Source organism: Paraburkholderia susongensis, assembly GCF_900177725.1.
GTDB lineage: Bacteria > Pseudomonadota > Gammaproteobacteria > Burkholderiales > Burkholderiaceae > Paraburkholderia > Paraburkholderia susongensis.
The window spans coordinates 351,845-373,287 of sequence record NZ_FXAT01000004.1 but is presented as its reverse complement, the minus strand read 5'-3'; the positions used below and the strand labels follow the sequence as shown (position 1 = coordinate 373,287).

The 21,443-nt window shown below is 65.5% G+C and carries 21 protein-coding genes; 14 read left to right on the top strand and 7 right to left on the bottom strand.

Annotated features, from left to right (window positions below):
- The first annotated feature begins 1 nt into the window (after nucleotide 1).
- From urtC to ureG, 10 genes are all read left to right on the top strand, one after another.
- Nucleotides 2-1,300: an urea ABC transporter permease subunit UrtC gene (gene urtC / locus B9Z01_RS14575; protein ID WP_085484138.1), complete on the top strand. Its 1,299-nt coding sequence runs from the start codon at nucleotides 2-4 to the stop codon at nucleotides 1,298-1,300.
- Nucleotides 1,297-2,160 carry an urea ABC transporter ATP-binding protein UrtD gene (urtD, locus tag B9Z01_RS14570; RefSeq protein ID WP_085484136.1) on the top strand — a complete coding sequence of 288 codons (864 nt, stop codon included), beginning with the start codon at nucleotides 1,297-1,299 and terminating at the stop codon, nucleotides 2,158-2,160. The genes urtC and urtD overlap by 4 nt, the downstream gene beginning before the upstream one ends.
- Before the next feature lie 130 nt (nucleotides 2,161-2,290).
- Nucleotides 2,291-2,983: an urea ABC transporter ATP-binding subunit UrtE gene (gene urtE, locus B9Z01_RS14565; protein WP_085484134.1), complete on the top strand. Its 693-nt coding sequence runs from the start codon at nucleotides 2,291-2,293 to the stop codon at nucleotides 2,981-2,983.
- Between the two features lie 179 nt (nucleotides 2,984-3,162).
- Nucleotides 3,163-4,044 carry an urease accessory protein UreD gene (locus B9Z01_RS14560; protein ID WP_085484132.1) on the top strand — a complete coding sequence of 294 codons (882 nt, stop codon included), beginning with the start codon at nucleotides 3,163-3,165 and terminating at the stop codon, nucleotides 4,042-4,044.
- Nucleotides 4,045-4,414: 370 nt separating this feature from the next.
- Complete coding sequence (gene ureA / locus B9Z01_RS14555; protein ID WP_085484763.1) at nucleotides 4,415-4,717, top strand: urease subunit gamma; 303 nt, start codon at nucleotides 4,415-4,417, stop codon at nucleotides 4,715-4,717.
- Between the two features lie 47 nt (nucleotides 4,718-4,764).
- A complete protein-coding gene (locus B9Z01_RS14550; protein ID WP_085484130.1) occupies nucleotides 4,765-5,070 on the top strand; it encodes an urease subunit beta in 306 nt (101 codons plus the stop codon).
- Between the two features lie 45 nt (nucleotides 5,071-5,115).
- Nucleotides 5,116-6,831, top strand: coding sequence for an urease subunit alpha (gene ureC / locus B9Z01_RS14545; protein WP_085484128.1), 1,716 nt, complete (start codon nucleotides 5,116-5,118; stop codon nucleotides 6,829-6,831).
- 2 nt (nucleotides 6,832-6,833) lie between these two features.
- Nucleotides 6,834-7,499 carry an urease accessory protein UreE gene (gene ureE, locus B9Z01_RS14540; RefSeq protein ID WP_085484126.1) on the top strand — a complete coding sequence of 222 codons (666 nt, stop codon included), beginning with the start codon at nucleotides 6,834-6,836 and terminating at the stop codon, nucleotides 7,497-7,499.
- On the top strand, nucleotides 7,486-8,166 hold the full coding sequence (locus tag B9Z01_RS14535; RefSeq protein ID WP_085484761.1) for an urease accessory protein UreF: 681 nt from the start codon (nucleotides 7,486-7,488) through the stop codon (nucleotides 8,164-8,166). The genes ureE and B9Z01_RS14535 overlap by 14 nt, the downstream gene beginning before the upstream one ends.
- A gap of 11 nt (nucleotides 8,167-8,177) precedes the next feature.
- Nucleotides 8,178-8,843 (top strand): urease accessory protein UreG, encoded by a 666-nt coding sequence (ureG, locus tag B9Z01_RS14530; RefSeq protein ID WP_085484124.1) that lies wholly within the window; start codon nucleotides 8,178-8,180, stop codon nucleotides 8,841-8,843.
- Between the two features lie 4 nt (nucleotides 8,844-8,847).
- Here ureG and B9Z01_RS14525 read toward each other — a convergent pair whose 3' ends face one another.
- The 6 genes from B9Z01_RS14525 to B9Z01_RS14505 form a co-directional block, all read right to left on the bottom strand.
- Nucleotides 8,848-9,597, bottom strand: coding sequence for a Fic family protein (locus tag B9Z01_RS14525; RefSeq protein WP_085484122.1), 750 nt, complete (start codon nucleotides 9,595-9,597; stop codon nucleotides 8,848-8,850).
- A gap of 125 nt (nucleotides 9,598-9,722) precedes the next feature.
- A complete protein-coding gene (gene waaA, locus B9Z01_RS14520; RefSeq protein WP_085484120.1) occupies nucleotides 9,723-11,036 on the bottom strand; it encodes a lipid IV(A) 3-deoxy-D-manno-octulosonic acid transferase in 1,314 nt (437 codons plus the stop codon).
- Nucleotides 11,030-11,161 carry a hypothetical protein gene (locus tag B9Z01_RS36650; protein WP_275937505.1) on the bottom strand — a complete coding sequence of 44 codons (132 nt, stop codon included), beginning with the start codon at nucleotides 11,159-11,161 and terminating at the stop codon, nucleotides 11,030-11,032. Before B9Z01_RS36650 ends, waaA begins: the two co-directional genes overlap by 7 nt.
- 59 nt (nucleotides 11,162-11,220) lie before the next feature.
- Nucleotides 11,221-12,105 (bottom strand): Kdo hydroxylase KdoO, encoded by an 885-nt coding sequence (locus tag B9Z01_RS14515; protein WP_085484118.1) that lies wholly within the window; start codon nucleotides 12,103-12,105, stop codon nucleotides 11,221-11,223.
- Nucleotides 12,106-12,205: 100 nt separating this feature from the next.
- Nucleotides 12,206-13,207, bottom strand: coding sequence for a lipopolysaccharide heptosyltransferase I (gene waaC / locus B9Z01_RS14510; RefSeq protein ID WP_085484116.1), 1,002 nt, complete (start codon nucleotides 13,205-13,207; stop codon nucleotides 12,206-12,208).
- A 245-nt stretch (nucleotides 13,208-13,452) separates the two neighbouring features.
- Nucleotides 13,453-14,847, bottom strand: coding sequence for a phosphomannomutase/phosphoglucomutase (locus B9Z01_RS14505; protein ID WP_085484115.1), 1,395 nt, complete (start codon nucleotides 14,845-14,847; stop codon nucleotides 13,453-13,455).
- A gap of 305 nt (nucleotides 14,848-15,152) precedes the next feature.
- On the opposite strand from B9Z01_RS14505, the gene B9Z01_RS14500 reads away from it, so the two are divergent.
- From B9Z01_RS14500 to galE, 4 genes are all read left to right on the top strand, one after another.
- Complete coding sequence (locus B9Z01_RS14500; RefSeq protein WP_085484759.1) at nucleotides 15,153-16,415, top strand: oligosaccharide flippase family protein; 1,263 nt, start codon at nucleotides 15,153-15,155, stop codon at nucleotides 16,413-16,415.
- Nucleotides 16,412-17,242: a glycosyltransferase gene (locus B9Z01_RS14495; RefSeq protein ID WP_085484113.1), complete on the top strand. Its 831-nt coding sequence runs from the start codon at nucleotides 16,412-16,414 to the stop codon at nucleotides 17,240-17,242. The genes B9Z01_RS14500 and B9Z01_RS14495 overlap by 4 nt, the downstream gene beginning before the upstream one ends.
- A 124-nt stretch (nucleotides 17,243-17,366) precedes the next feature.
- Nucleotides 17,367-18,515, top strand: coding sequence for a glycosyltransferase family 4 protein (locus B9Z01_RS14490; protein ID WP_085484111.1), 1,149 nt, complete (start codon nucleotides 17,367-17,369; stop codon nucleotides 18,513-18,515).
- A gap of 12 nt (nucleotides 18,516-18,527) precedes the next feature.
- A complete protein-coding gene (gene galE, locus B9Z01_RS14485; RefSeq protein WP_085484109.1) occupies nucleotides 18,528-19,550 on the top strand; it encodes a UDP-glucose 4-epimerase GalE in 1,023 nt (340 codons plus the stop codon).
- A 25-nt stretch (nucleotides 19,551-19,575) separates the two neighbouring features.
- On the opposite strand, the gene B9Z01_RS14480 is transcribed toward galE, so the two are convergent.
- Nucleotides 19,576-21,135 carry a methyl-accepting chemotaxis protein gene (locus B9Z01_RS14480; RefSeq protein WP_085484107.1) on the bottom strand — a complete coding sequence of 520 codons (1,560 nt, stop codon included), beginning with the start codon at nucleotides 21,133-21,135 and terminating at the stop codon, nucleotides 19,576-19,578.
- Between the last annotated feature and the right edge of the window lie 308 nt (nucleotides 21,136-21,443).

Sequence of the window (21,443 nt, the reverse complement as noted above, 5' to 3'; positions counted from 1 at the left end):
GATGGCATCGGCTACTTCGTCGGCAAACCCGCCTTCCACGGCATCCACTGCGGCCACTTCACCCTCGCGCGCCGGTGCCGCTGCTCATGCGTCGAGCACCGCAGCAAGCACCACGACAGGCAGCGGCGCGAGCGGCGAGCGCGAATCCAACGCGGGCTTCGCGCTCGGTCTGCCACCGCGTCCCGCGTTGCTGTCGCGCCGCGCGTGGCTCGCGCTGCTCGCGCTCGTCATCTTGTTCGGCTTAGGCGTGCCCTTTGCCGCGCTCGTGATACCGGAGACGAGCGCGCTGCATCTGTCCGCGTACGCGATGACGCTGACCGGCAAGTTCATGTGCTACGCCATCGCGGCGCTCGCGCTCGATCTCGTGTGGGGCTACTGCGGCATTCTGAGCTTGGGCCACGCACTGTTCTTCGCGCTCGGCGGCTACGCGATCGGCATGTACCTGATGCGCGCGATCGGCCACGACGGCAAGTACGGCAGCGATCTGCCCGACTTCATGGTGTTTCTCGACTGGCATCAGTTGCCGTGGTACTGGCAGGGCACGCAGCATCTCGGCTACGCGCTCCTGCTCGTCGTGCTCGTGCCGGCCGTGGTCGCGTGGGTGTTCGGCTTCTTCACGTTCCGCTCGCGCGTGAAGGGCGTGTATCTGTCGATCATCACGCAGGCGCTGACCTTCGCCGCGATGCTGCTCTTCTATCGCAACGAAACGGGCTTCGGCGGCAATAACGGCTTCACCGACTTCAAGCGCATCGCCGGTTTTCCGGTCACGCATCAGGGCACGCGCGCCGCGTTGCTGCTCATCACGTTCGCGGTGCTGATCGCGGCGTTCATCGGCGCGCGCGCAATCGTCACCTCGAAGCTCGGCCGCGTCGTCACCGCGGTACGCGACGGCGAAACGCGCCTGATGTTCCTCGGCTATAGCCCGCTCGCCTACAAGCTGTTCGTGTGGACCGTATCGGCGGTGCTGTGCGGCATCGCGGGGGCGCTCTACGTGCCGCAGGTCGGCATCATCAATCCGGGCGAGATGTCGCCGGGCAATTCGATCGAAATGGCAATCTGGGTCGCGGTGGGCGGACGCGGCACGCTGATCGGGCCGATCATCGGCGCGTTCGCGGTGAACGGCGCGAAGAGTTTTTTCACCGCTAACTTCCCCGAGTACTGGCTGTTCTTTCTCGGTCTGATTTTCGTGCTGGTGCCGCTGCTGCTGCCGAACGGCATCATGGGTCTCGGCGAACTCGTGGCACGCCAATGGGGCCGCCGGGGAAGCCGCGGAAGAAGCCGCCAAAGGAACGGTTCATGAACGAAAACCCGATGGTTCCCGATCTGGCATTGCCGGAAGAACCGGCCGAGCACTCGTTGAGCGGAGTCGCGAGCATGGGGCACGCGGTGGTGCCGGGCGAGATCGACGTCTCGCACGGCACGATCCTCTACCTCGAAGACGTGACCGTGAGCTTCGACGGCTTTCGCGCACTGAACGCGCTGTCGCTCGCGATCGACGCGGGCGAGTTGCGCTGCATCATCGGCCCGAACGGCGCGGGCAAGACGACGATGATGGACGTCATCACCGGCAAGACCGCGCCCGCTGAAGGCAAGGTGTTTCTCGGCCAGTCGATCGACCTCACGCGCATGAACGAGCCCGCGATCGCGCGCGCGGGCATCGGCCGCAAGTTCCAGAAGCCGACCGTGTTCGAGCAGCATCCCGTATGGGAAAACCTCGAACTCGCGATGAAGACCGACAAGGGCTGGTGGGCGTCGCTGCGCGCGCGGCTCGATCGCGAGGCCCAGGCGCGCATCGAGGAAACGCTCGAGCTGATCGGGCTCGAAAGCGAAGCGCGGCGGCTCGCGGGCGAGCTATCGCATGGGCAGAAACAGCGGCTCGAAATCGGCATGCTGCTGATGCAACAACCGGCGCTGCTGTTGCTCGACGAACCCGCGGCCGGCATGACCGATGACGAAACGATGCAGCTCGCCGAATTGCTCAACCGCCTGCGCGGCACCTGCTCGATGATGGTCGTCGAGCACGACATGGAGTTCGTCGCGGCGCTCTCGGGCGACACGGGCAAGGTGACGGTGATGGCCGAAGGACGCGTGCTCGCGCACGGCACGCTCGACGAGGTGAAGCAGGACGAGACGGTCATCGAGTCTTATCTTGGCCGATGAGTGGGCATGCTGAACCGGCCGACGCGCTCACCGATGAATCACCGATACACCGGCAACCACTCGAACCACTGAACCGAAGATCACTGAACCAACGATCACCGAACCAACGATTCGGCAGGACACCACGAACATGCTCGAAGTAGACCGACTGAACCAGTACTACGGCGGCAGCCACATTCTGCGCGACGTGAAGCTCAGCGTGCCCGACGGCAAGCTCACAGTGCTGCTCGGCCGCAACGGCGTCGGCAAGACTACGCTGCTGCGCTGCCTGATGGGCGTCGTGCCCGCGAAAAGCGGCGCGATCGCATGGCGCGACACGCCGCTCACGAAGCTGCCGACCTATGCGCGCGTCGCGCAGGGGCTCGCCTATGTGCCGCAGGGCCGCGATATTTTTCCGCGCCTCACCGTCGAGGAAAACCTGCTGGTGGGTGCGGCGAGCCGCAAGGCGCCGAAGAAGATCCCCGAGCGCATCTATGAACTGTTTCCGGTTCTCAAGGACATGCGCAGCCGGCGCGGCGGCGATCTGTCGGGCGGTCAGCAGCAACAGCTCGCGATCGGCCGCGCACTGATGAGCGAGCCGCAACTGCTGATTCTCGACGAGCCGACCGAGGGCATCCAGCCGTCGATCATTCAGGACATCGGCCGTACGCTGCGGCAACTGGTCGAGGAAATGGGCATGACGGTGCTGCTCGTCGAGCAGTATTACGACTTCGCGAAAGCGATCGCCGATCGTTACTGGGTGATGAGCCGCGGGGAGATCATCGCGGGCGGGGAAGGGGCGAATATGGATGCGGATGGGGTGCGGGCGTTGATTGCGGTGTGAGGGTGCATGCTATCCTCGCCGCATCGTGGCAAGCGGCGCAGGAGACGACATCGTTCACCCCGTGCTCGTACGCAACGCGTTGACGCCGCGCACGCGAGCTCGTTGCCGTCGCCCCGCGTTGCACGTTGCCGCACGTTTCGCCCGCTCCATTCCATCCCGCCGATCGCGCATCCATTCGCATGTCACTTCACGAAAATCACGCTACGCTCGCCACCGCGCAGCCCGCCGCGCATGCGCCGTGGCGCGCGCGTCTCGAACTCGGCTTCGTCGGCGGCGCGGGGCGCACGACCCTCGCGCACCGGCTGCACAACGGGCCCTTGCGTGTGCAACGTCCGCTCTATCCGGAAGGCCAGGCGATCTGTCATGCGGTGATCGTGCATCCGCCCGGCGGCATCGCGGGCGGCGATCAGCTCGACATCGACATCGCGCTCGGCGCGCGCACCCATGCCGTACTGACGACGCCGGGCGCGACCAAGTGGTACAAGTCGAACGGCCGCGCGGCGCAGCAGTGCATTGCCGTGCGCGTCGGCGAGCATGCGAAGCTCGACTGGCTGCCGCAGAACAACATCGTGTTCGATCACGCGAATGCGCAACTCGATTTTTCGCTGACGCTCGCCGAAGGCGCGAGCGCCATCGGCTGGGACGCGACGCAACTCGGGCGGCAGGCTGCTGGCGAACGCTGGTCGGCGGGGAGCTTGCACGCGGTGTCGCGCATCGTCGGTGCGCGCGGCGAACTGCTGTGGTTCGAGCGCGCGAGCCTTGCCGCGAACGATCCGCTGCGCGACGCGCTCCAGGGGCTCGCCGGGTTTCCCGCCTACGGCACGCTGTGGGCCGTCGGCGCCGCTTGCGACGATGCGCTCGCCGAATCGCTGAGCGCGCAACTGCCGTTCGACGATACGTTGCGCGCCGCGGCCTCGTGCGTGACGAGCGGCGTGCTGCTCGTGCGCGCGGTATCGCGCTCGATGGAAACGCTGCAGCACGCGCTCGCGCGCTGCTGGCTGCAATTGCGGCCAGTCGTGCATGGCGTCGCGGCGGTGCCGTTGCGGATCTGGTCGACCTGAGCGGCGCGAACGGACGCTCCTGCGCTCGCATCGAGCCGCGCGAAGCACTCTGCACGAAGGCTTGCACGAAATACGTGCACAAGCCAACCCAATAAGCCAAACCCCTGAGCCTTTCACCTTCACCACGCCAATTTCGCACAGATTTGGCGCATGCACACGCCCCAAAACTGTGCGCAAGCTCAGTTCATATATCGCCAAGCCAGACCGCGTCACGATGGCGCGCAACTTGCTTAAATTTTCGTTGCAATTGCACGCGGGGCGGCTGGCTGCGTATTCGATGGCGCTGCGCCCGACCAAAGCGGTTCGGCGCACCGCTGCCCGCCCGCCTGTCAGTGCATCCACGACCGACACCACCGCAACGACCCACCCGATGAAGCTGACACCTCGCGAGAAGGACAAGCTGCTGATCTTCACCGCCGCGCTGCTTGCCGAACGGCGCCGCGCGCGCGGCCTCAAACTGAACTATCCGGAGACGGTCGCCTTCATCAGCGCGGCGCTCATGGAAGCGGCGCGCGACGGCAAGAGCGTCGCCGAAGTCATGCACTACGGCACCACGCTGCTCACGCGCGCCGACGTGATGGAAGGCGTGCCCGAGATGATCCCCGACATCCAGGTCGAAGCGACGTTTCCCGACGGCACCAAGCTCGTCACGGTCCATCATCCGATTCCGTGATCGCGTCGTCACCCTTCCCCCTTCATCATCACGTTCAGGCAGGCCACATGATTCCCGGCGAACTCCTCATCGACGACGGCGAGCACGAACTCAACGTGGGCCGCGCGACGGTCACGGTGCTCGTGTCGAATACCGGCGACCGCCCGGTGCAGATCGGCTCGCACTACCACTTCCACGAAGCCAACGTTGCGCTTTCGTTCGATCGCGAAGCAGCGCGCGGCTTTCGCCTGAACATCGCGGCGGGCACCGCGGTGCGCTTCGAGCCCGGCCAGGAGCGCACGGTCGAACTGGTCGAACTGGCGGGCGATCGTATCGTCTACGGCTTCAACGGCAAGGTGATGGGCAAGCTGTGATGCGCCGCCCTCGCCTGTCGTAGCCCCCAACACCGGACCCACTTCATGACACTACGCATTGGCCGCCGCGCATACGCGGAGATGTTCGGCCCCACCACCGGCGATCGCGTGCGCCTCGCCGACACCGAGCTGCTGATCGAAATCGAACGCGATTTCACGACCTATGGCGAAGAGGTCAAGTTTGGCGGCGGCAAGGTGATTCGCGACGGCATGGGCCAGTCGCAGCGCGTGCACGCCGACGTCGTCGATACGGTCGTGACGAACGCGGTGATTCTCGACCACTGGGGCATCGTGAAGGCCGACATCGGCATCAAGGGCGGTCGCATCGCCGCGATCGGCAAGGCGGGCAATCCCGACATCCAGCCGAACGTGACGATTGCGATTGGAGCCTCGACCGAAGTGATCGCGGGCGAAGGGCTGATCGTGACGGCGGGCGGCATCGACACGCACATTCACTTCATCAGTCCGCAGCAGATCGAGGAAGCGCTCGCGAGCGGCGTGACGACGATGATCGGCGGCGGCACCGGCCCCGCCACCGGCACGAATGCGACGACCTGCACGCCGGGCCCGTGGCATCTCGAACGCATGCTGCAAGCGGCCGATGGCTATCCGATGAACCTCGGCTTTCTCGGCAAGGGCAACGTGAGCCAGCCGCAGCCCGCACTCGAACAGATCGCGGCCGGCGCGATCGGCCTGAAGCTACACGAGGACTGGGGCACGACGCCCGCCGCGATCGACAACTGCCTCTCGGTCGCCGACGACACCGACACGCAGGTCGCGATCCACACCGATACGCTGAACGAAGCGGGCTTCGTCGAAGCGACGGTGGCCGCGTTCAAGGGCCGCACGATCCACACGTATCACACTGAAGGCGCGGGCGGCGGCCACGCGCCCGACATCATCAAGGTATGCGGCGAAGCGAACGTGCTGCCCTCGTCGACCAATCCGACGCGGCCCTACACGGTCAATACGCTCGAAGAGCATCTCGACATGCTGATGGTGTGTCATCACCTCGATCCGTCGATTGCCGAAGACATTGCGTTCGCCGAATCGCGCATCCGCCGCGAGACGATCGCGGCCGAGGACATCCTGCACGATCTCGGCGCGCTGTCGATGCTGTCGTCGGATTCGCAGGCGATGGGACGTGTCGGCGAAGTCATCATCCGCACATGGCAGACCGCGCACAAGATGAAGGTGCAACGCGGCGCGCTGCCTGAGGACAATGCGGGCAACGCGCGTCACGACAATTTCCGCGCGAAGCGCTACGTCGCGAAGTACACGATCAATCCGGCTATCACGCACGGTATCGCCCATGAAGTCGGCTCGATCGAACCGGGCAAGTGGGCCGATCTCGTGCTCTGGGAGCCCGCGTTTTTCGGCATCAAGCCGTCGCTGATCCTCAAGGGCGGCATGATCGCGATGGCACAAATGGGCGACCCCAATGCGTCGATTCCGACGCCGCAGCCCGTGCACTATCGCGAGATGTTCGCGACGCGCGGCGGCGCGCTCGGGCGCACGTCGCTGACCTTCGTCTCGCAGATGGCGGCCGAGGCGAACGTCGCCGAACGCTACGGTCTCTCCAAGCGTATCGTCGCGGTGAAGAACTGCCGCAGCATCACGAAGGCCGACATGATTCACAACGCGTGGCGCCCGGCGATCAGCGTCGATCCCGAAACCTATCAGGTGATCGCCGACGGCCAGTTGCTCACGTGCGAGCCTGCCGCCGTGCTGCCTATGGCGCAACGCTATTTCCTGTTCTAGACATGCGAACTCTCGACAAACTTCTCGGGCCGCATCTAAAGATTGCTCCCGTACTCGTGAAGCGCGCGCCGACACTCACGCTCGCTTTCGACGAACGCCGCAAGAGCCGCCTCGCCGCGACGCTCGACAACGGCGAGGCGATCGCGCTGCTGTTGCCGCGCGGCACCGTGCTACGCGATGGTGACGTGCTCGTCGCCGATGATGGCGCTCTCGTGCGCGTGGCGGCTGCCCATGAAGCCGTGCTTCACGTACGCGCGCCGGATGCGTTGACGCTGACGCGCGCCGCGTATCACCTCGGCAATCGTCATACGCCGGTGGAAGTCGGCGCCGATTATCTGAAGCTCGAATACGATCCGGTGCTCGCCGACATGCTGAAGCGCCTTGGCGCGATGGTCGAGCAGGCGCAGATGCCGTTCCAGCCTGAAACCGGCGCGTACGGTGGCGGCCATAAACATGGGCACGACGAGACTTTCGCCGAAGACTACGCACTCGCGCAGCAGGTGTTCGGTGAACATCATGGGCATGCGCATGCCCATGAGGGTTCGCATTCGCATGCTCATGGGCACGAGCACGATCATTCGCACGATCATGACCACGGCCACAGCCACGTGCACGTGCGCGACGAATCGTGCGGCCATGCATCTCATTCGCACCATGCGCATCGCTGAGCTCACCGCGCTGCTGCATCTCGCGTCGCCGGCGCTGCCGATCGGCGCGTTCAGCTATTCGCAGGGCCTCGAAGCCGCGATCGAAGCACACCTCGTCAGCGACGCCGATTCCGCGCGCGACTGGATCGCGAGCGGTCTGACCGACGTGCTCGCGCGCGGCGAGCTGCCGTTCCTCGCGCAGCAGATGGAGCGCTGGCGCAGCCACGACGCCGCGGACCTCGCCGAGGCCAACGCGGAATTTCTCGCGAGCCGCGAATCCGCCGAACTGCGCCGCGAAACGGAGCAGATGGGCTGGTCGCTGCGGCAATTGTGCGTCTCGCTCGAATGGGGCGATCCATCACGACGCACGACGCTCGCCGCGATCGCGCCGCTCGCGCAACCCACCGCCTTCGCATTCGCCGCCTACGCGCACGACGCCGCCATCGACGCCGCGCTCGCCGCCTATGCGTTCAGCTGGGTCGAGAACCAGGCCGCCGCCGCGTTGAAGGCGGTGCCGCTCGGGCAGCTTGCGGGACAACGCATCATCGTCGCGCTGCGCGAGCCGATCGATGCGGCCGTCGCGCGCGCGCTCGCCACGTCGCGCGAGAACATCAACACGTTCGCGCCGCAGCTCGGCATTCTGTCGGCGCGTCACGAGTCGCAGTATTCACGGCTCTTTCGCTCATAGCACGATCCATCATGAACGCACCTCATCATCCCACTCATTCCGCTCCCCACACGAAGACCCGCACGAAGAAACTGCCGCCGCTGCGCGTGGGCGTCGGCGGCCCGGTCGGCTCGGGCAAGACCACGCTGCTCGAAATGCTCTGCAAAGCGATGCGCGATCAGTACGACCTCGTCGCGATCACGAACGACATCTACACGAAAGAGGACCAGCGCCTGCTGACCGTCGCGGGTGCGCTGCCGGCCGAGCGGATCATGGGCGTCGAGACTGGCGGCTGCCCGCATACCGCGATCCGCGAGGATGCGTCGATCAATCTCGAAGCGGTCGACCGCATGCTCACGCGCTTTCCCGATGCGGACATCGTGTTCATCGAATCGGGCGGCGACAACCTCGCGGCGACGTTCAGCCCGGAACTGTCGGACCTGACGATCTACGTGATCGACGTCGCGGGCGGCGAGAAGATTCCGCGCAAGGGCGGCCCCGGCATCACGAAATCGGATCTGCTCGTCATCAACAAGACGGACCTCGCGCCGATGGTCGGCGCGAATCTCGACGTGATGGCGTCGGATGCGAAGAAGATGCGCGGCGAGCGGCCCTTCGTGATGTGCAATCTGAAGGCGCTCGCGGGGTTGGACGAGGTAGTGAGGTTTATCGAGGAGAAGGGGTTGTTGAAGGTGTGAGGCTTCACTCGCCCGGATGGCATTCGAGCAGGAATGCCATCATTTCACTGCCGTCTTTCGACAGATAAAAGTGCACCATCTTTTCGTTGAAGTCGGCCGCGCGATGCGCGGGCACGCTGATCGCGTCGATACCGTTTGCCATCAACACGCCGTTCATCATGAAGCGCGAAGTGCGCTTGTTTCCATCGAAGAAGAACTGCTGCAGTGCGCCGAACAGAAAGAATGCGCAGCCGCGCTCGAAGGCGCTGGAAACCTGTTCGGCGAGCGCGCGGGTGCCCGCGGCAAAAACGCGGTTGAGCTCGGGAGCACCGGCTACCGTGGGCAAAGGCGTATAGCGTCCCGCCTCGCCCAACGCGACGTCCGGCGTATATCGGATTTCCTCTCCTTCGCCGCGGAAAACGCCCCACTCGAGCGCTTCGTTACGCGCGACGATTCGATGCAAGTCGCAGAACGTGGTCTTGTCGAGTGCGAATTGACCGTTCTGGACGATCGCCAGCAAGCGTTTCGAACTCTCGGCGAGATTCAGAATCTGCTCCTGGTCGGATATTTTGCGGCCGCCAACCGTGACGCCGTCGAGCAGCGTCTTCACCTCGGGAAACGTAAACGGGTTCCCTTCGAGCACACTCGCATCCCAGACGAATTCCGGCAGCATTCGATGAAAGCGGAAGCACACCCGTTTGATCGAATGGACCGGAATGTCTTGAGGAATCGCGGCGCGATCCCATTGAAAACCGAGTTCGGTGAAGAGCGTCATTGCAGGCGGTGAGAAGCGGTTCGAGTCATTGAGCCGAAGATGCGCAGGTCCAGTTTTCGGAGGATATATTATTTATCGGCAAGCAACGCGTTAAGGCGCGCAGCGCATTTCACACCGCGCGCGCCTCACTCCGGCAACACCGCCGTCAACACATCCACCGTCCGCGCCGTCGCCCCACTATGCCGCGCGGCGAACGCCGCAGCCGCGCCGCCCATCGCGAGCCGCCGCGCCTTGTCGGCAAACAGCTCGCGCAGCGCGCGCGCCAGATCGGCCGGGTCCTGCACCTGCACGGCGGCGCCGGCCGCCACCGCGTCGGCGGTCGCCTGTGTGAAGTTGAACACGTGCGGCCCGATCAGCACCGGCACGCCCACCGCGCACGCTTCGATCAGGTTCTGTCCGCCGAGCGGCAGCAGACTGCCGCCGATAAACGCGAGATCCGACGCGGCATAGTAGGCACCCAGCTCGCCCATCGAATCGCCGAGCAGCACTTTCACGTCCGCGGGCAACGGCGGCACGCCGCCCTCCGCGGTTCGCGCCGCCGACGCGACCTTCGCATCGGGCGCCCAGTTCGAGCGGCGCTCGAGCCCCAAGCCCGCTTTCTCGACGAGCGCCGCGACTTCGTTGAAACGCTGCGGATGACGCGGCACCAGAATCAGCAACGCATCGTCGACGCCGAGTTCCGCGAACGCTTCGAGCACGAGCGCCTCTTCGCCCTCGCGCGTGCTCGCCGCCACCCACACGGGCCGCGCGCCGATCGCCGCGCGCCACGCATGACCGCGCGCCGCGAGTTCCGGCGGCGTGCTCATGTCGAACTTCAGATTGCCGAGCACCGCGACATTGCGCGCACCGAGCGCGCTCAGCCGTTCGGCATCGGATGGGCTCTGCGCGAGCACGCGCGCGAAGCCGCCGAATACGTCCTTGGTCGCGCCGCCGAATTTCGCCGCGCGCTTATACGAACGCGCGGACATGCGCGCGTTCGTCAGCACGAGCGGCACCTCCGCGCGCCGGCATTCGTCGATCAGCGTCGGCCACACTTCGGTTTCCATCACGAGACCGAGCGACGGCCGCCATGCGCGCAGAAAACGCCGCACCGCGTGCGGCATGTCGTACGGCAAGTAACTGCGCAGCACGCGATCGCCGAAAATCTCCATGCCGGTGGCGCGGCCGCTCGGCGTCATGTGCGTGAGCAGGATGCGCGCGTCGGGGCGCGCTTTCGTCAACGCGTCGATGAGCGGCTGCGCGGCGCGCGTTTCGCCGACCGACACCGCATGCACCCAGATCAACGGCGCGTTGTCTTCGGGCAGGCGCCCTCGCGAATACCCGAAGCGCTCGCCGATATGCTCGCGGTAACCGCGCTCCTTGCGCGAGCGGATCAACAGACGCAGCACGGCAAGCGGCGCGACGAGCCACCAGAGCGCGCGATAAATCGCTCTTAGCATCGGCGCTCCGCATGGTTCGCGTGGCTCATGTGGATCAACTGATTCGCGAAGCTCGTGTGGTTCGTGTGGTTCGTGTGGTTCGTGTGGTTCGTGTGGTTCGTGTGATTGACGCGAGTCGCGTTCATCGCACGCCGCGGCAAGCGCTCCGGTACGTCCCGCCAAAGCGTCAGGCAAAATGCGGCGCTCAAACCAGCGCCCTGCCCTTCAGGCGTTCGAGAATGCCGAGCGGCGCGCATTCGGGCTGCGCCATCGCTTTCACCGGCAGGAAGAAGGTCTGCTCCAGCATGAACTGGCCGGACATCACCGCGTGCGAGGTCTGATCGGAGAAACAGACCCACACGCAGCCCGGCGGAAACGGCATGGTCTCCTGCGGGCTCGCCTTCTGATAGTCGAGGTCGGCCTTCATGCCGTCGTGCAGATTGAGCATCAGATGGTCGTACTCGCTGCGCGGCGACTTGGTGACGTGCAGCAGATTCAGCAGCCACGCGGAGCCCGGCATCTGCGGCTTGATGCGCGGCAGGAAGCGCTGCGCCATGTCCTCGAACGGCTCGCCGACGCGCCACACACGCGGCACGCCATGCGGGTTGACGTTCGTGAACACGCGCAGGATGCGCTCGCCGTAATTCGGCCGCGACGGAAACGCGTCGACGTGCAAGCGGCTATCGTCCTTGCGCCACGAGGTTTCGCGCGTTTCGACCTGATGCAGCCGCAGGCTCGTCGGCGCGACGCGCAGCTTGCCGTTGTATTCGGGAAAGAGCCCATCGACGAGCGTGCGCGCATTGGTCTGATAGCGCGCGATCAACGCGCGCACCGCCGATTGCGTGACCGCGTCGCCGGCCACGCCATGCAGCGCGCCGCCGTTCGGCTCCAGGCTGATGTTCTTGCGGTTCGGATCGGCGAGCGCGGGGTCGAGCAGCGCTTGCTCGCCGCCTTCGATCACAAAGCGCAGGTTCGGGAAGTACAGCACTTTGCCGCGCTCGACGCCGGCGAGCAGCGTCTCGCGCGGCACGGACAGATTGCGGCCGTGCCAGTCGGCGTTCGCTACTTCGATGATCTGGGTTTCGTTCATGATCGCCCTTGGGAACAGAGGGTGCGCAAGGCGAAGCGCACCGGCGGATTGCGGCAGGCTGGCCCGCACGGCAGCGGGCCCTGTTACAGCCCGGCCCGGACTACAGCAGACCGAAGCCGGCCAGCGCCGACTTGACCTGCTGCAGCGTCGGCGGCCGCCCGGCCGCGTCGAGATTGAAGACGTTCGGCGACCAGTAGCCGCCGGTACGCCACGCGGTCGAGAAATTGTACAACTCGACCGTGGGCCGCTTCAGCGCCGCGGCGATATGAACCAGACCGGTGTCGACCCCGACCGTCGCGGCCGCGCCGTCGATCAGGCCGACCACCGCGGGCAGCGACAGCTTCGGCGGCACGACCGCGGCCGCGCCGAACTCCTTCGCGAGCCGCTCGCTCGTCTCGCGCTCGGCGTCGCTGCCCCACGGCAGCACGATCGACGCGCCGCGCCGCACGAGCGATTGCCCAAGCTCGATCCACGCGGTGTCGGGCCACTGCTTGTCGGCGCGCGAGGTCGCGTGCACGAACACGACGTACGGCACCGGCAGGTTCAGATTCGCCTGAGACAGCGCGAGTGCGGCACGCCCGGTGTCGAGGCCGAAGTCGATGTCGTCGGTCGGTTGCGGCGGCGGATTGTCGAGCGCCGCCGCAACCAGTTGCCGCGTGCGTTCGACCACGTGGGTGCGCGGCTCGATCGGCACGCGCCGGTCGTAGAAGAAGCGCACCGGCCATTCGAAGCCCGCGCCTTCGGTGCGGTTGGCGAGGCCGACCACCGGCCCGCGCGCCATGCTCGCGACCCACGCGGTCTTGATGAGCCCCTGGCAGTCGATCACGAGATCGTAGTGTTCGGCGGCGAGCGCGCGGCGAAACGCGCCGATCTCGCGCCAGTTGTCGAGCGACAGGATGCGCTTGCGCCAGCGCCGCAACGACACCGGAATCGCGCGCCGCACGCCGGTGACGAGCTCCACGAGCCCGACGAAGCTCTCTTCGACGAGCCAGTCGATCTGCGCCTCGGGATGGCTGCGCCGGATGTCGGCAATCACCGGCATGTTGTGAACGACGTCGCCCAGTGACGACACCCTGACGATCAGTATCTTTTGCGCGCTCAAGAATGGGAAAACCGGCTATCCGGCTCGAAGATGCGTTGATAAAGCCCCGAACCCGGCGTTTCGCGCCAGATCCCCGAAGAGGCTGAGGACCGCAATTCTAGCGCGTCGCATGTAAAACACATGAAAATATGGCATGAAGGCGCGACATGAAAAACGCGGCGCGGTCTGTGCAACCCGCGCCGCGTTCGAGGGCGGCGGCGCTTCGATCCCTTTCAGCGAGGATCGAAGCGGCGCCGCGCGAGCCGTCAGAACGGCAGTTTCGCGTCGGCTTTTTCCGCGAGAATCACGCGGCGGAAGTCGTCCTGGATGCGCTTGAGCGCCGCGTCGTTATCGGCCTCGAAACGCATCACGACGACCGGCGTCGTGTTCGACGAACGCGCGAGACCGAAGCCGTCCGGATACTCGACACGCAGGCCGTCGATCTTCACGACGTCGTCCGCGCCGGTGAACTTCGCGTTTTGCTGCAGGCGCGCGATCAGTTCGAAGTTCTCGCCCTCTTCGAGCTTCAGTTGCAGTTCGGGCGTGGAGTGCGAGTTCGGCAGCGAGTTCAGCAGCTTGCTCGGGTCGGCGACGCGCGTGAGGATCTCGAGCAGACGCGCGCCGGTGTAGAGACCGTCGTCGAAGCCATACCAGCGGTCCTTGAAGAACACGTGGCCGCTCATTTCACCCGCGAGCGGCGCGCCGGTTTCGCGCAGCTTCGCCTTCACGAGCGAGTGGCCGGTCTTCCACATGAGCGGCTCGCCGCCTTTGTCCTTGACCCACTTCGCGAGATTGCGCGTGCACTTCACGTCGTAGATGATCTGCGCGCCCTTGTTGCGCGACAGCACTTCCTCGGCGAACAGCATGAGCTGCCGGTCCGGGTAGATGATCTGGCCGTCTTTCGTGACGACGCCCAGGCGGTCGCCGTCGCCGTCGAACGCGAAGCCGATTTCCGCATCCGTTTCCTTCAATGCGCGAATCACGTCTTCGAGGTTTTCCGGGTGCGCCGGGTCCGGGTGATGGTTCGGGAAGTTGCCGTCGACTTCGGTGAACAGTTCGACGAGTTCGCAGCCGAGCTTCCTGAAGAGCTTCGGCGCGAGCCCACCGGCGACGCCATTGCCCGTGTCGACGACGATCTTGATCGGACGCGCGAGCTTCACGTCGCTCGTGATGCGCTCGAGATACGCGTCGGCGATGTCGTACTCGGTGTAGCTGCCGCTGCCTTGCGAGAAGTTCTCGTCGACGATGCGCTGATGCAGCGCGAGAATCTGCTCGCCGTAAATGGCCGCGCCGCGCAGCACCATCTTGAAGCCGTTGTAGTCGGGCGGATTGTGGCTGCCCGTCACGACGATGCACGAATCGACGCGGCGCTCGCCGCCCGCGAGCTTGAGCGGCACGCTCGCCGCGAAGTAGCCGACCGGCGTGGGCACCATGCCGACGTTGACCACGTCGACGCCGGCCGCGCGCAAACCGTCGGAAAGCGCGGCGATCAGCTCGGGCCCCGAGAGGCGCCCGTCGCGCGCGACCACGACCGCATCGCCGCCCTGCGCGCGCACTTCGCTGCCGAACGCGCGGCCGATGGAGCGCGCGGTTTCGGCGTCGAGCGTCTTGCCGATGACACCGCGAATGTCATACGCCTTGAAAATCGATTTGGAGATCATGTTGGCTCACTTGCGTGCAATGGAAAATTTGACATGCGCACCGCCGACGGATCGGTAAAACCCGCGGTAAAACTCACGGCAAAAGCCGCGGTAAAACCGGGCATTGCCGCGCCGCGGTGCGCCCTTGCCGGAAGCGGTCCGGTTCCAACTTATAATTGCGTTCTTCTGACTAGCCTGAATAACGCCATTCTAATGCCTGGACGCCGTCCATTTGTAACGTTGCCGAGGCTGCCGGCCAGGCGGGCGAACGCGCACGACGCCGCGCCATGCGGCTTGACGGACGCGCGGCGGCGGGCGGTGAGCGGATGCTGACGCTCAAGCGCTTCGCCAATCCCGACGTCACGCGCGCGTTCACGAACATCGCCTGGCTGGGGCTCGAACGGCTGACGCAGATCGGCGTGGCGATCGTCATCAGCGGCATGCTCGCGCGCTACTTTGGGCCGGACACGTTCGGCAAATGGCAATACGCGAACACGCTGCTGCTCGTGCTCTCGCCGATCACCTGGGTATGCGGCGCGGAAATTCTCGTGCCCACCATCGTCAATCGCCCGCCCGAACAGCTCGGCACCGTGCTCGGCAGCGCGTTCGCGTTGCGCTTCTCGGTGTCGGTGCTCGCGCTGCTGCTCACGTGGCTCGGCATCGCGCTGCATTTCTTCGACCCGCTCGTCGGCGCGATGCTCGCGGGCCTCGCCGTGACGATGCTGTTTCGCGAACCGTTCGTCGGCGTCATCAACGCGTGGCTGCAAAGCATGACCTACAGCAAGCCGCAATTGCTGACCAGCATGAGCACCGCGCTCATCAAGGCCGGCCTCGTCTATCTGCTCGTGCGCGCAACGGCCGCGCCCGCGCGCTTCGGCTGGCTGTGGGCGCTCGAATCGGCGGCGATCGGCGCGGTGCTGGTCGCCTACTTCATGCGCCGGCATGGCGGCACGCTCGGCTGGCGCCTCGACCGCCTGCTCTTCAGGCACTTCGCGAACGCGGGCACCGTGTTCTGGCTCGGGCTCATCTGCATGTATCTGTTTCTGAAACTGGACCGGCTCATGCTCGAGCGCGCGATCTCATTCGCCGACCTCGGGCGCTATTCGGCCGCCCAGCAACTGAACGAGAACTGGATCACGCTCGCCTTGATGCTCGCGCAAACCATCGCGCCCGCGTTCGTCTATCGCGTGCAGGGCATCGCGCAACTGCGCCGCAACATGTGGCGGCTCACCGCGATGACCGCCGTGCTCATGGTAGCCGGCGCGCTCGTGCTCGATCTGCTCGCGGGGGTCATCATCCGCCGCGTGTTCGGGCCGGACTTCGAAGGCGCAATCGAGATTTTCCGCTGGGCCGTATGGCTCTCCGTGCCCGCGGGTATCGAGGCGATCGGCAATCTGGTCGTGCTCAAGTATCAGGCTAAATTCGTGCTGCTCTCCAAGTGGCTGCTCGCGCTCGTGGTCGCGTTCGCGGTCAATCTGCTCGCGATCCCGCGGCTCGGCGCGTACGGCGCGCTCGTGGGTCTCGCGGCCGGTTATCTCGCGGCCGCGTCGGTTAATCTTTATTACATCCGTTTCAAATTGCGCCCATGACGAATTCATCCGCCACCGCGCAAACCACGCTCGACGATGTCGCGGTGCTGCTGCCCGCGTACAACGGCCAAGCCGACGTCGATTCTACGCTGGCGTCGTTCAGTGAAAGTGCGCTGGTGCACGTACTGATCGTCGATGACGGCAGCGCGCCGCCGATCGTGGCTCCAGCACTCGCCAACATGAAAATCGAAGTGCTGCGCATGGCACAGAATGTCGGCATCGAGCGCGCGCTGCAAACCGGTATCGATGCGCTCGCGCAGCGCGGCTTTCGCTACGCGGCGCGCATCGACGCGGGTGACCGCGCGGTGCCGCAGCGGCTCGCGAAGCAGCGCGCGTTCATGGAGCGGCATCAGAATGTGGCGGGCCTCGGCATGTGGACCCAGGTCGTCACGCGCGCGGGCGAACCGCTCTTCATGCTGACGCCGCCCACCGAGCCCGGCGCGATCCGGCGCCAGCGCTTTTTCCGCTCGTGCCTTGCGCATCCGTCGATGATGCTGCGTATCGATGCCGTGCGCACAGTCGGCAACTACCGCGCCGCGTATCGTTCGGCGGAAGACCTCGATCTATTCGTACGTCTGATGGAACGCTACGACTGCGCGAACCTGCCGGAACTGGGCCTCTATTACGAGCTGAACGAAGGCGGCATCAGCGCGACGAAGCGGCGCCGGCAGATCGGCTCGACGCTGCGTTTGCAATTGCGCTATTTCAGCGCGACCAATCCGTACGACTGGCTCGGTCTCGCGAAGAATCTGCTGCATCTCGCGCTGCCTTACCGCACGTTGCAGCGGATCAAGCGTATGCTGCTCGCGCCGCGCGCGGGTCATTGAGCGCGTTGCGCGTGATGTCCGCTGCGCTGTTTGACGCTTTGCTTGCTGCTTTGTTTGCCGCTTTATCTGCTGCCTTATTCGCTGCTCCGCTCAGCGTCCCGTTCAACGCCCGGCCTTTCCCCGCATGAAGCCCTCTTTCAAGTCGACGCCCGCGCTGCGCATTACACTCGTCTGCAACACAGCCTGGGCAATCTATACGTACCGGCAAGGGCTGATTCGCATGCTGATCGGGCGCGGCGTCGACGTGACGGTGCTCGCGCCGCGCGACCGCACGTTCGAGCTGCTCGCCGCGATGGGCTGCCGCTGCATCGAGCTGCCGGTCGCGTCGAAGGGCACGAGGCCGCGCGAGGATCTGCGCACGCTCGTCGCGCTTTACCGGCAGTACAGGACGATCCGGCCGCACGTCGTGTTTCACTACACGATCAAGCCGAACATCTATGGCTCGATCGCGGCGAAACTGGCCGGCGTGCAGTCGGTCGCGGTCACGACGGGGCTCGGTTATGTGTTCATCCAGCACAGCCGCGCCGCGCAGATCGCGAAAAAGCTGTATCGTTTTGCGTTCCGTTTCCCGCGCGAAGTCTGGTTCCTCAATCGCGACGACCAGGCCGCGTTCATCGAAGGCAAGCTGCTCGTGCATCCCGAGCGCGCGCGGCTCCTGCATGGCGAAGGCGTCGATCTCGAACAGTTCGCGCTCACGCCGCTGCCCGAACGCGCGGAGTTCCGCTTCGTGCTGATCGGGCGTTTGCTGTGGGACAAGGGCGTCGGCGAATTCGTCGAGGCCGCGCGGCAATTGCGCGAGCGCTACCCGCAGGTGCGCTTCCAGTTGCTTGGGCCGGTCGGCGTCGACAATCCGAGCGCGATCACGCGCGACGAAGTGACGGCGTGGGAGCGGGAAGGCGTGATCGAGTATCTGGGCGAGGCGCACGACGTGCGGCCGTTCATCGCCGAGGCCGATTGCGTCGTGCTGCCGTCGTATCGCGAAGGCGTGCCGCGCACGCTGATGGAAGCCTCGGCGATGGGCCGGCCCATCGTCGCGACCGACGTGCCCGGCTGCCGCGAAGTGGTGGCCGACGGCGTCAACGGCTTGCTGTGCGAAGCACGCAATGCCGAAAGCCTCGCCGCGAGCCTCGCGCGCATGCTCGAGATGAGCGGCGCCGAGCGGCGCGCGATGGCGGAACGCGGCCGGCAGAAAGTCGCGGCCGAATTCGACGAACGCATGGTCGTCGAGACCTACAAAGACCTGGTGCAGAAAATCACGGGTGTTTTACTTTAACGGAGCAACAGCATGACCACGAAGGGCACGATTCTGGTAACGGGCGGCGCGGGCTTCATCGGCTCGCACACCTGCGTCGAGCTGCTCACCGGCGGCTACGACGTCGCGGTGATCGACAATCTCGTGAACAGCAGAAGCGAGTCGCTGCGGCGCGTGGAAAAAATCACCGGCCGCGCCGTGACCTTCTACGAAAACGATGCGCGCGACGAAGCGGCGCTCAAGCGCATTTTCGACGCGCACCCGATCACCGGCGCGATCCACTTCGCGGCATTGAAGGCGGTCGGCGAATCGGTCGCGAAGCCGATCGAGTACTACAGCAACAACGTCGGCAGCCTGCTCGCGCTGCTCGGCGTGATGCGCGAGCGCAATGTGAAGCAGTTCGTGTTCAGCTCGTCGGCGACCGTGTACGGCGTGCCGAAAAGCTCGCCGATCGACGAATCGTTCCCGCTCTCGGCAACCAATCCGTACGGCCAGTCGAAGCTGATCGCCGAGCAGATCCTGCGCGATCTCGAACTGTCGGACCCGGCCTGGCGCATCGCGACGCTGCGCTACTTCAACCCGGTCGGCGCGCACGAGAGCGGCCTGATCGGCGAAGACCCGGCCGGCATTCCGAACAACCTGATGCCGTACGTCGCGCAGGTGGCGGTCGGCAAGCTCGACAAGCTGCGCGTGTTCGGCGGCGACTATGAAACGCCCGATGGCACCGGCGTGCGCGACTACATCCACGTGGTCGATCTCGCGCGCGGGCATCTCGCCGCGCTCGACGCGCTCGTCAAACGCGACGCGAGCTTCGTCGTCAATCTCGGCACGGGCCAGGGCTATAGCGTGCTCGACGTGGTGCGCTCGTTCGAGAAGGCATCGGGCAAGCCGGTGCCGTATGAGATCGTCGCGCGCCGTCCGGGCGACGTCGCGCAGTGCTTCGCCGATCCGGCCGCGGCCGAGAAGATCATCGGCTGGCGCGCGCAGTTCGGCATCGAGCGCATGTGCGCGGATCACTGGCGCTGGCAGTCGATGAATCCGCGAGGGTTCGCGTAAAGAGAAGCGAGGAGCGCCGGGCCCTTTATGCCGGCGCCCCTTCCAGCTGAAACACCGCCACCGCGTCGCGCAACGCGACCGCGTGCTCCTCGAGCGACTTCGCCGCGGCGGCGGCCTGCTCGACGAGCGCGGCGTTGTGCTGCGTGACTTCGTCGATCTGCGAGACCGCCTTGTTGACCTGTTCGATGCCGTCGCTCTGCTCGAGCGCCGACGCCTCGATCTCGCTCATCACGCCGGTCACGCGCTCGACCGCGCTCATCGCTTCCTGAATCGTCTTCTGCGCATCCGAGACGAGCGAGGCGCCCTCCTCGACCTTGGCCGCCGACTCGCCGATCAGCTCCTTGATCTCCTTGGCCGCTGCGCCCGAGCGCTGCGCGAGGCTGCGCACCTCGCTCGCCACCACGGCGAAGCCGCGCCCCTGCTCGCCCGCGCGCGCGGCTTCCACTGCCGCGTTCAGCGCGAGGATGTTCGTCTGGAACGCGATGCCCTCGATCATGCCGATGATCTCCGTGACCTTGCGCGACGACTCGCTGATGCCGTCCATCGTCTCCGTCACACGTGACACCACCTTGCCGCCGCGCGTGACCGTATCGAGCGCGCCGTGCGCGAGGCGACTCGCCTGCTTCGCGTTGTCGGCGTTCTGCTTCACGGTCGCCGAAAGCTGTTCCATGCTCGCCGCGGTCTCCTGCAGCGCGGCCGCCTGCTGCTCGGTGCGCGCGGACAGGTCCGCGTTGCCCGAAGCGATCTCGTTCGCGCCCTGCGTGATCGCGCTCGTGCTGCCGCGCACCTTCGCGACGGTCTCGACGAGGCCGTCGCGCATCCGCGTCAACGCGCCGAGCAGCTGGCCCATCTCGTTGCGCGAACGGACCTTGATCGTGCTGCTCAGATCGCCGGCCGCGATGCGCTCGAAGTGCCTGACCGTCGCGTTGACCGGCTTGACGAGCGCCGCCGACAGCGCGATGCGCGCGCCCACGCCGATCACGAGCGCGATTGCGCCGATCACGCCGAACAGCAGCGTCGCGAGCTGGAAACGCTGCACGCCGGTCGCGGCCTGCTGATGCTGATTGTCGACCTGAGCTTTTTCGAGCGCGTCGATCGCCTTCGAGTAAGTCGCGTAGTAGCTGTTCGCGGTGTCGCCCTGAATGTTGCGGAACGTGTTGAAGTCGAAGTCGGTGAGCGCCTTGAATTCCGGCTCGATCGCCTTGTCGACGAGCGCGGCACGCGCCTGCGCGACACTCTGCGCGAGCTTGTGCTCCGCATCGCTTGCGAACGGGCCCGCCATGTAGTTGCGGAAATCGTTGTTCGATTCGACCAGCACCTTGTGCGCGGCCGGCAGCAGATCGTCGGTCTGCTTGCCGACGCTGAAGAGTGTCTGATAGGTGCCCAGCGCGAGCTGCACCTGCAGAAGCTTCTCGGAGCTCGCCTTCAGATGCGACAGCGCAATGGCGCTGCGCTGGGTGTCGTCGAGGCTGTTGTTGGCGAGCTTGAGCGCGCCGTAACCGACAGCGATCACCGTCAGAAGAAAAGCGACGAATACGCCGATCACGAGCGTCAGGCCGCCACGAATTGTGATGTTGTTTAGCATTGGGTCTCCGGAACGTCCTCATCGCGGCGAAACAGGTTGGCAGGCACACGCGCCGCCTCGTGACCGGTCGATGACCGGTTATTGCGCGTGACTTACACTTCGCCGCATCCAAGGTTTACGGTCGCGCGGCACGAACGGCGCATTAGGGAAATCCATGACGAGCGAGCGCTGGCGGACCTTTGCGGGGTCTTTGCGGGCGATTTTTGCGTCACTATCTGGGATTTTTCGCGTCAACGCTGAAAGCTTCGCGCCCGCGGCACGCGCGGGCCGTCATCGGTTTCGTTTGTATAATTCCGCGTCTTAGCTCA

Excerpts from the sequence above, each read along its gene's own strand:
- B9Z01_RS14550 (WP_085484130.1), top strand. The coding sequence starts at position 4,765 with ATGATTCCCGGCGAACTCCTCATCGACGACGGCGAGCACGAACTCAAC.
- B9Z01_RS14505 (WP_085484115.1), bottom strand. The coding sequence starts at position 14,847 with ATGATCTCCAAATCGATTTTCAAGGCGTATGACATTCGCGGTGTCATC.
- B9Z01_RS14500 (WP_085484759.1), top strand. The coding sequence starts at position 15,153 with ATGCTGACGCTCAAGCGCTTCGCCAATCCCGACGTCACGCGCGCGTTC.
- ureC (WP_085484128.1), top strand. The coding sequence starts at position 5,116 with ATGACACTACGCATTGGCCGCCGCGCATACGCGGAGATGTTCGGCCCC.
- B9Z01_RS14515 (WP_085484118.1), bottom strand. The coding sequence starts at position 12,105 with ATGAACGAAACCCAGATCATCGAAGTAGCGAACGCCGACTGGCACGGC.
- ureG (WP_085484124.1), top strand. The coding sequence starts at position 8,178 with ATGAACGCACCTCATCATCCCACTCATTCCGCTCCCCACACGAAGACC.
- B9Z01_RS14490 (WP_085484111.1), top strand. The coding sequence starts at position 17,367 with ATGAAGCCCTCTTTCAAGTCGACGCCCGCGCTGCGCATTACACTCGTC.
- B9Z01_RS14495 (WP_085484113.1), top strand. The coding sequence starts at position 16,412 with ATGACGAATTCATCCGCCACCGCGCAAACCACGCTCGACGATGTCGCG.
- B9Z01_RS14525 (WP_085484122.1), bottom strand. The coding sequence starts at position 9,597 with ATGACGCTCTTCACCGAACTCGGTTTTCAATGGGATCGCGCCGCGATT.
- galE (WP_085484109.1), top strand. The coding sequence starts at position 18,528 with ATGACCACGAAGGGCACGATTCTGGTAACGGGCGGCGCGGGCTTCATC.
- ureE (WP_085484126.1), top strand. The coding sequence starts at position 6,834 with ATGCGAACTCTCGACAAACTTCTCGGGCCGCATCTAAAGATTGCTCCC.
- urtD (WP_085484136.1), top strand. The coding sequence starts at position 1,297 with ATGAACGAAAACCCGATGGTTCCCGATCTGGCATTGCCGGAAGAACCG.
- B9Z01_RS36650 (WP_275937505.1), bottom strand. The coding sequence starts at position 11,161 with ATGAACGCGACTCGCGTCAATCACACGAACCACACGAACCACACGAAC.
- B9Z01_RS14480 (WP_085484107.1), bottom strand. The coding sequence starts at position 21,135 with ATGCTAAACAACATCACAATTCGTGGCGGCCTGACGCTCGTGATCGGC.
- B9Z01_RS14535 (WP_085484761.1), top strand. The coding sequence starts at position 7,486 with ATGCGCATCGCTGAGCTCACCGCGCTGCTGCATCTCGCGTCGCCGGCG.
- urtE (WP_085484134.1), top strand. The coding sequence starts at position 2,291 with ATGCTCGAAGTAGACCGACTGAACCAGTACTACGGCGGCAGCCACATT.
- B9Z01_RS14560 (WP_085484132.1), top strand. The coding sequence starts at position 3,163 with ATGTCACTTCACGAAAATCACGCTACGCTCGCCACCGCGCAGCCCGCC.
- waaA (WP_085484120.1), bottom strand. The coding sequence starts at position 11,036 with ATGCTAAGAGCGATTTATCGCGCGCTCTGGTGGCTCGTCGCGCCGCTT.
- ureA (WP_085484763.1), top strand. The coding sequence starts at position 4,415 with ATGAAGCTGACACCTCGCGAGAAGGACAAGCTGCTGATCTTCACCGCC.
- urtC (WP_085484138.1), top strand. The coding sequence starts at position 2 with ATGGCATCGGCTACTTCGTCGGCAAACCCGCCTTCCACGGCATCCACT.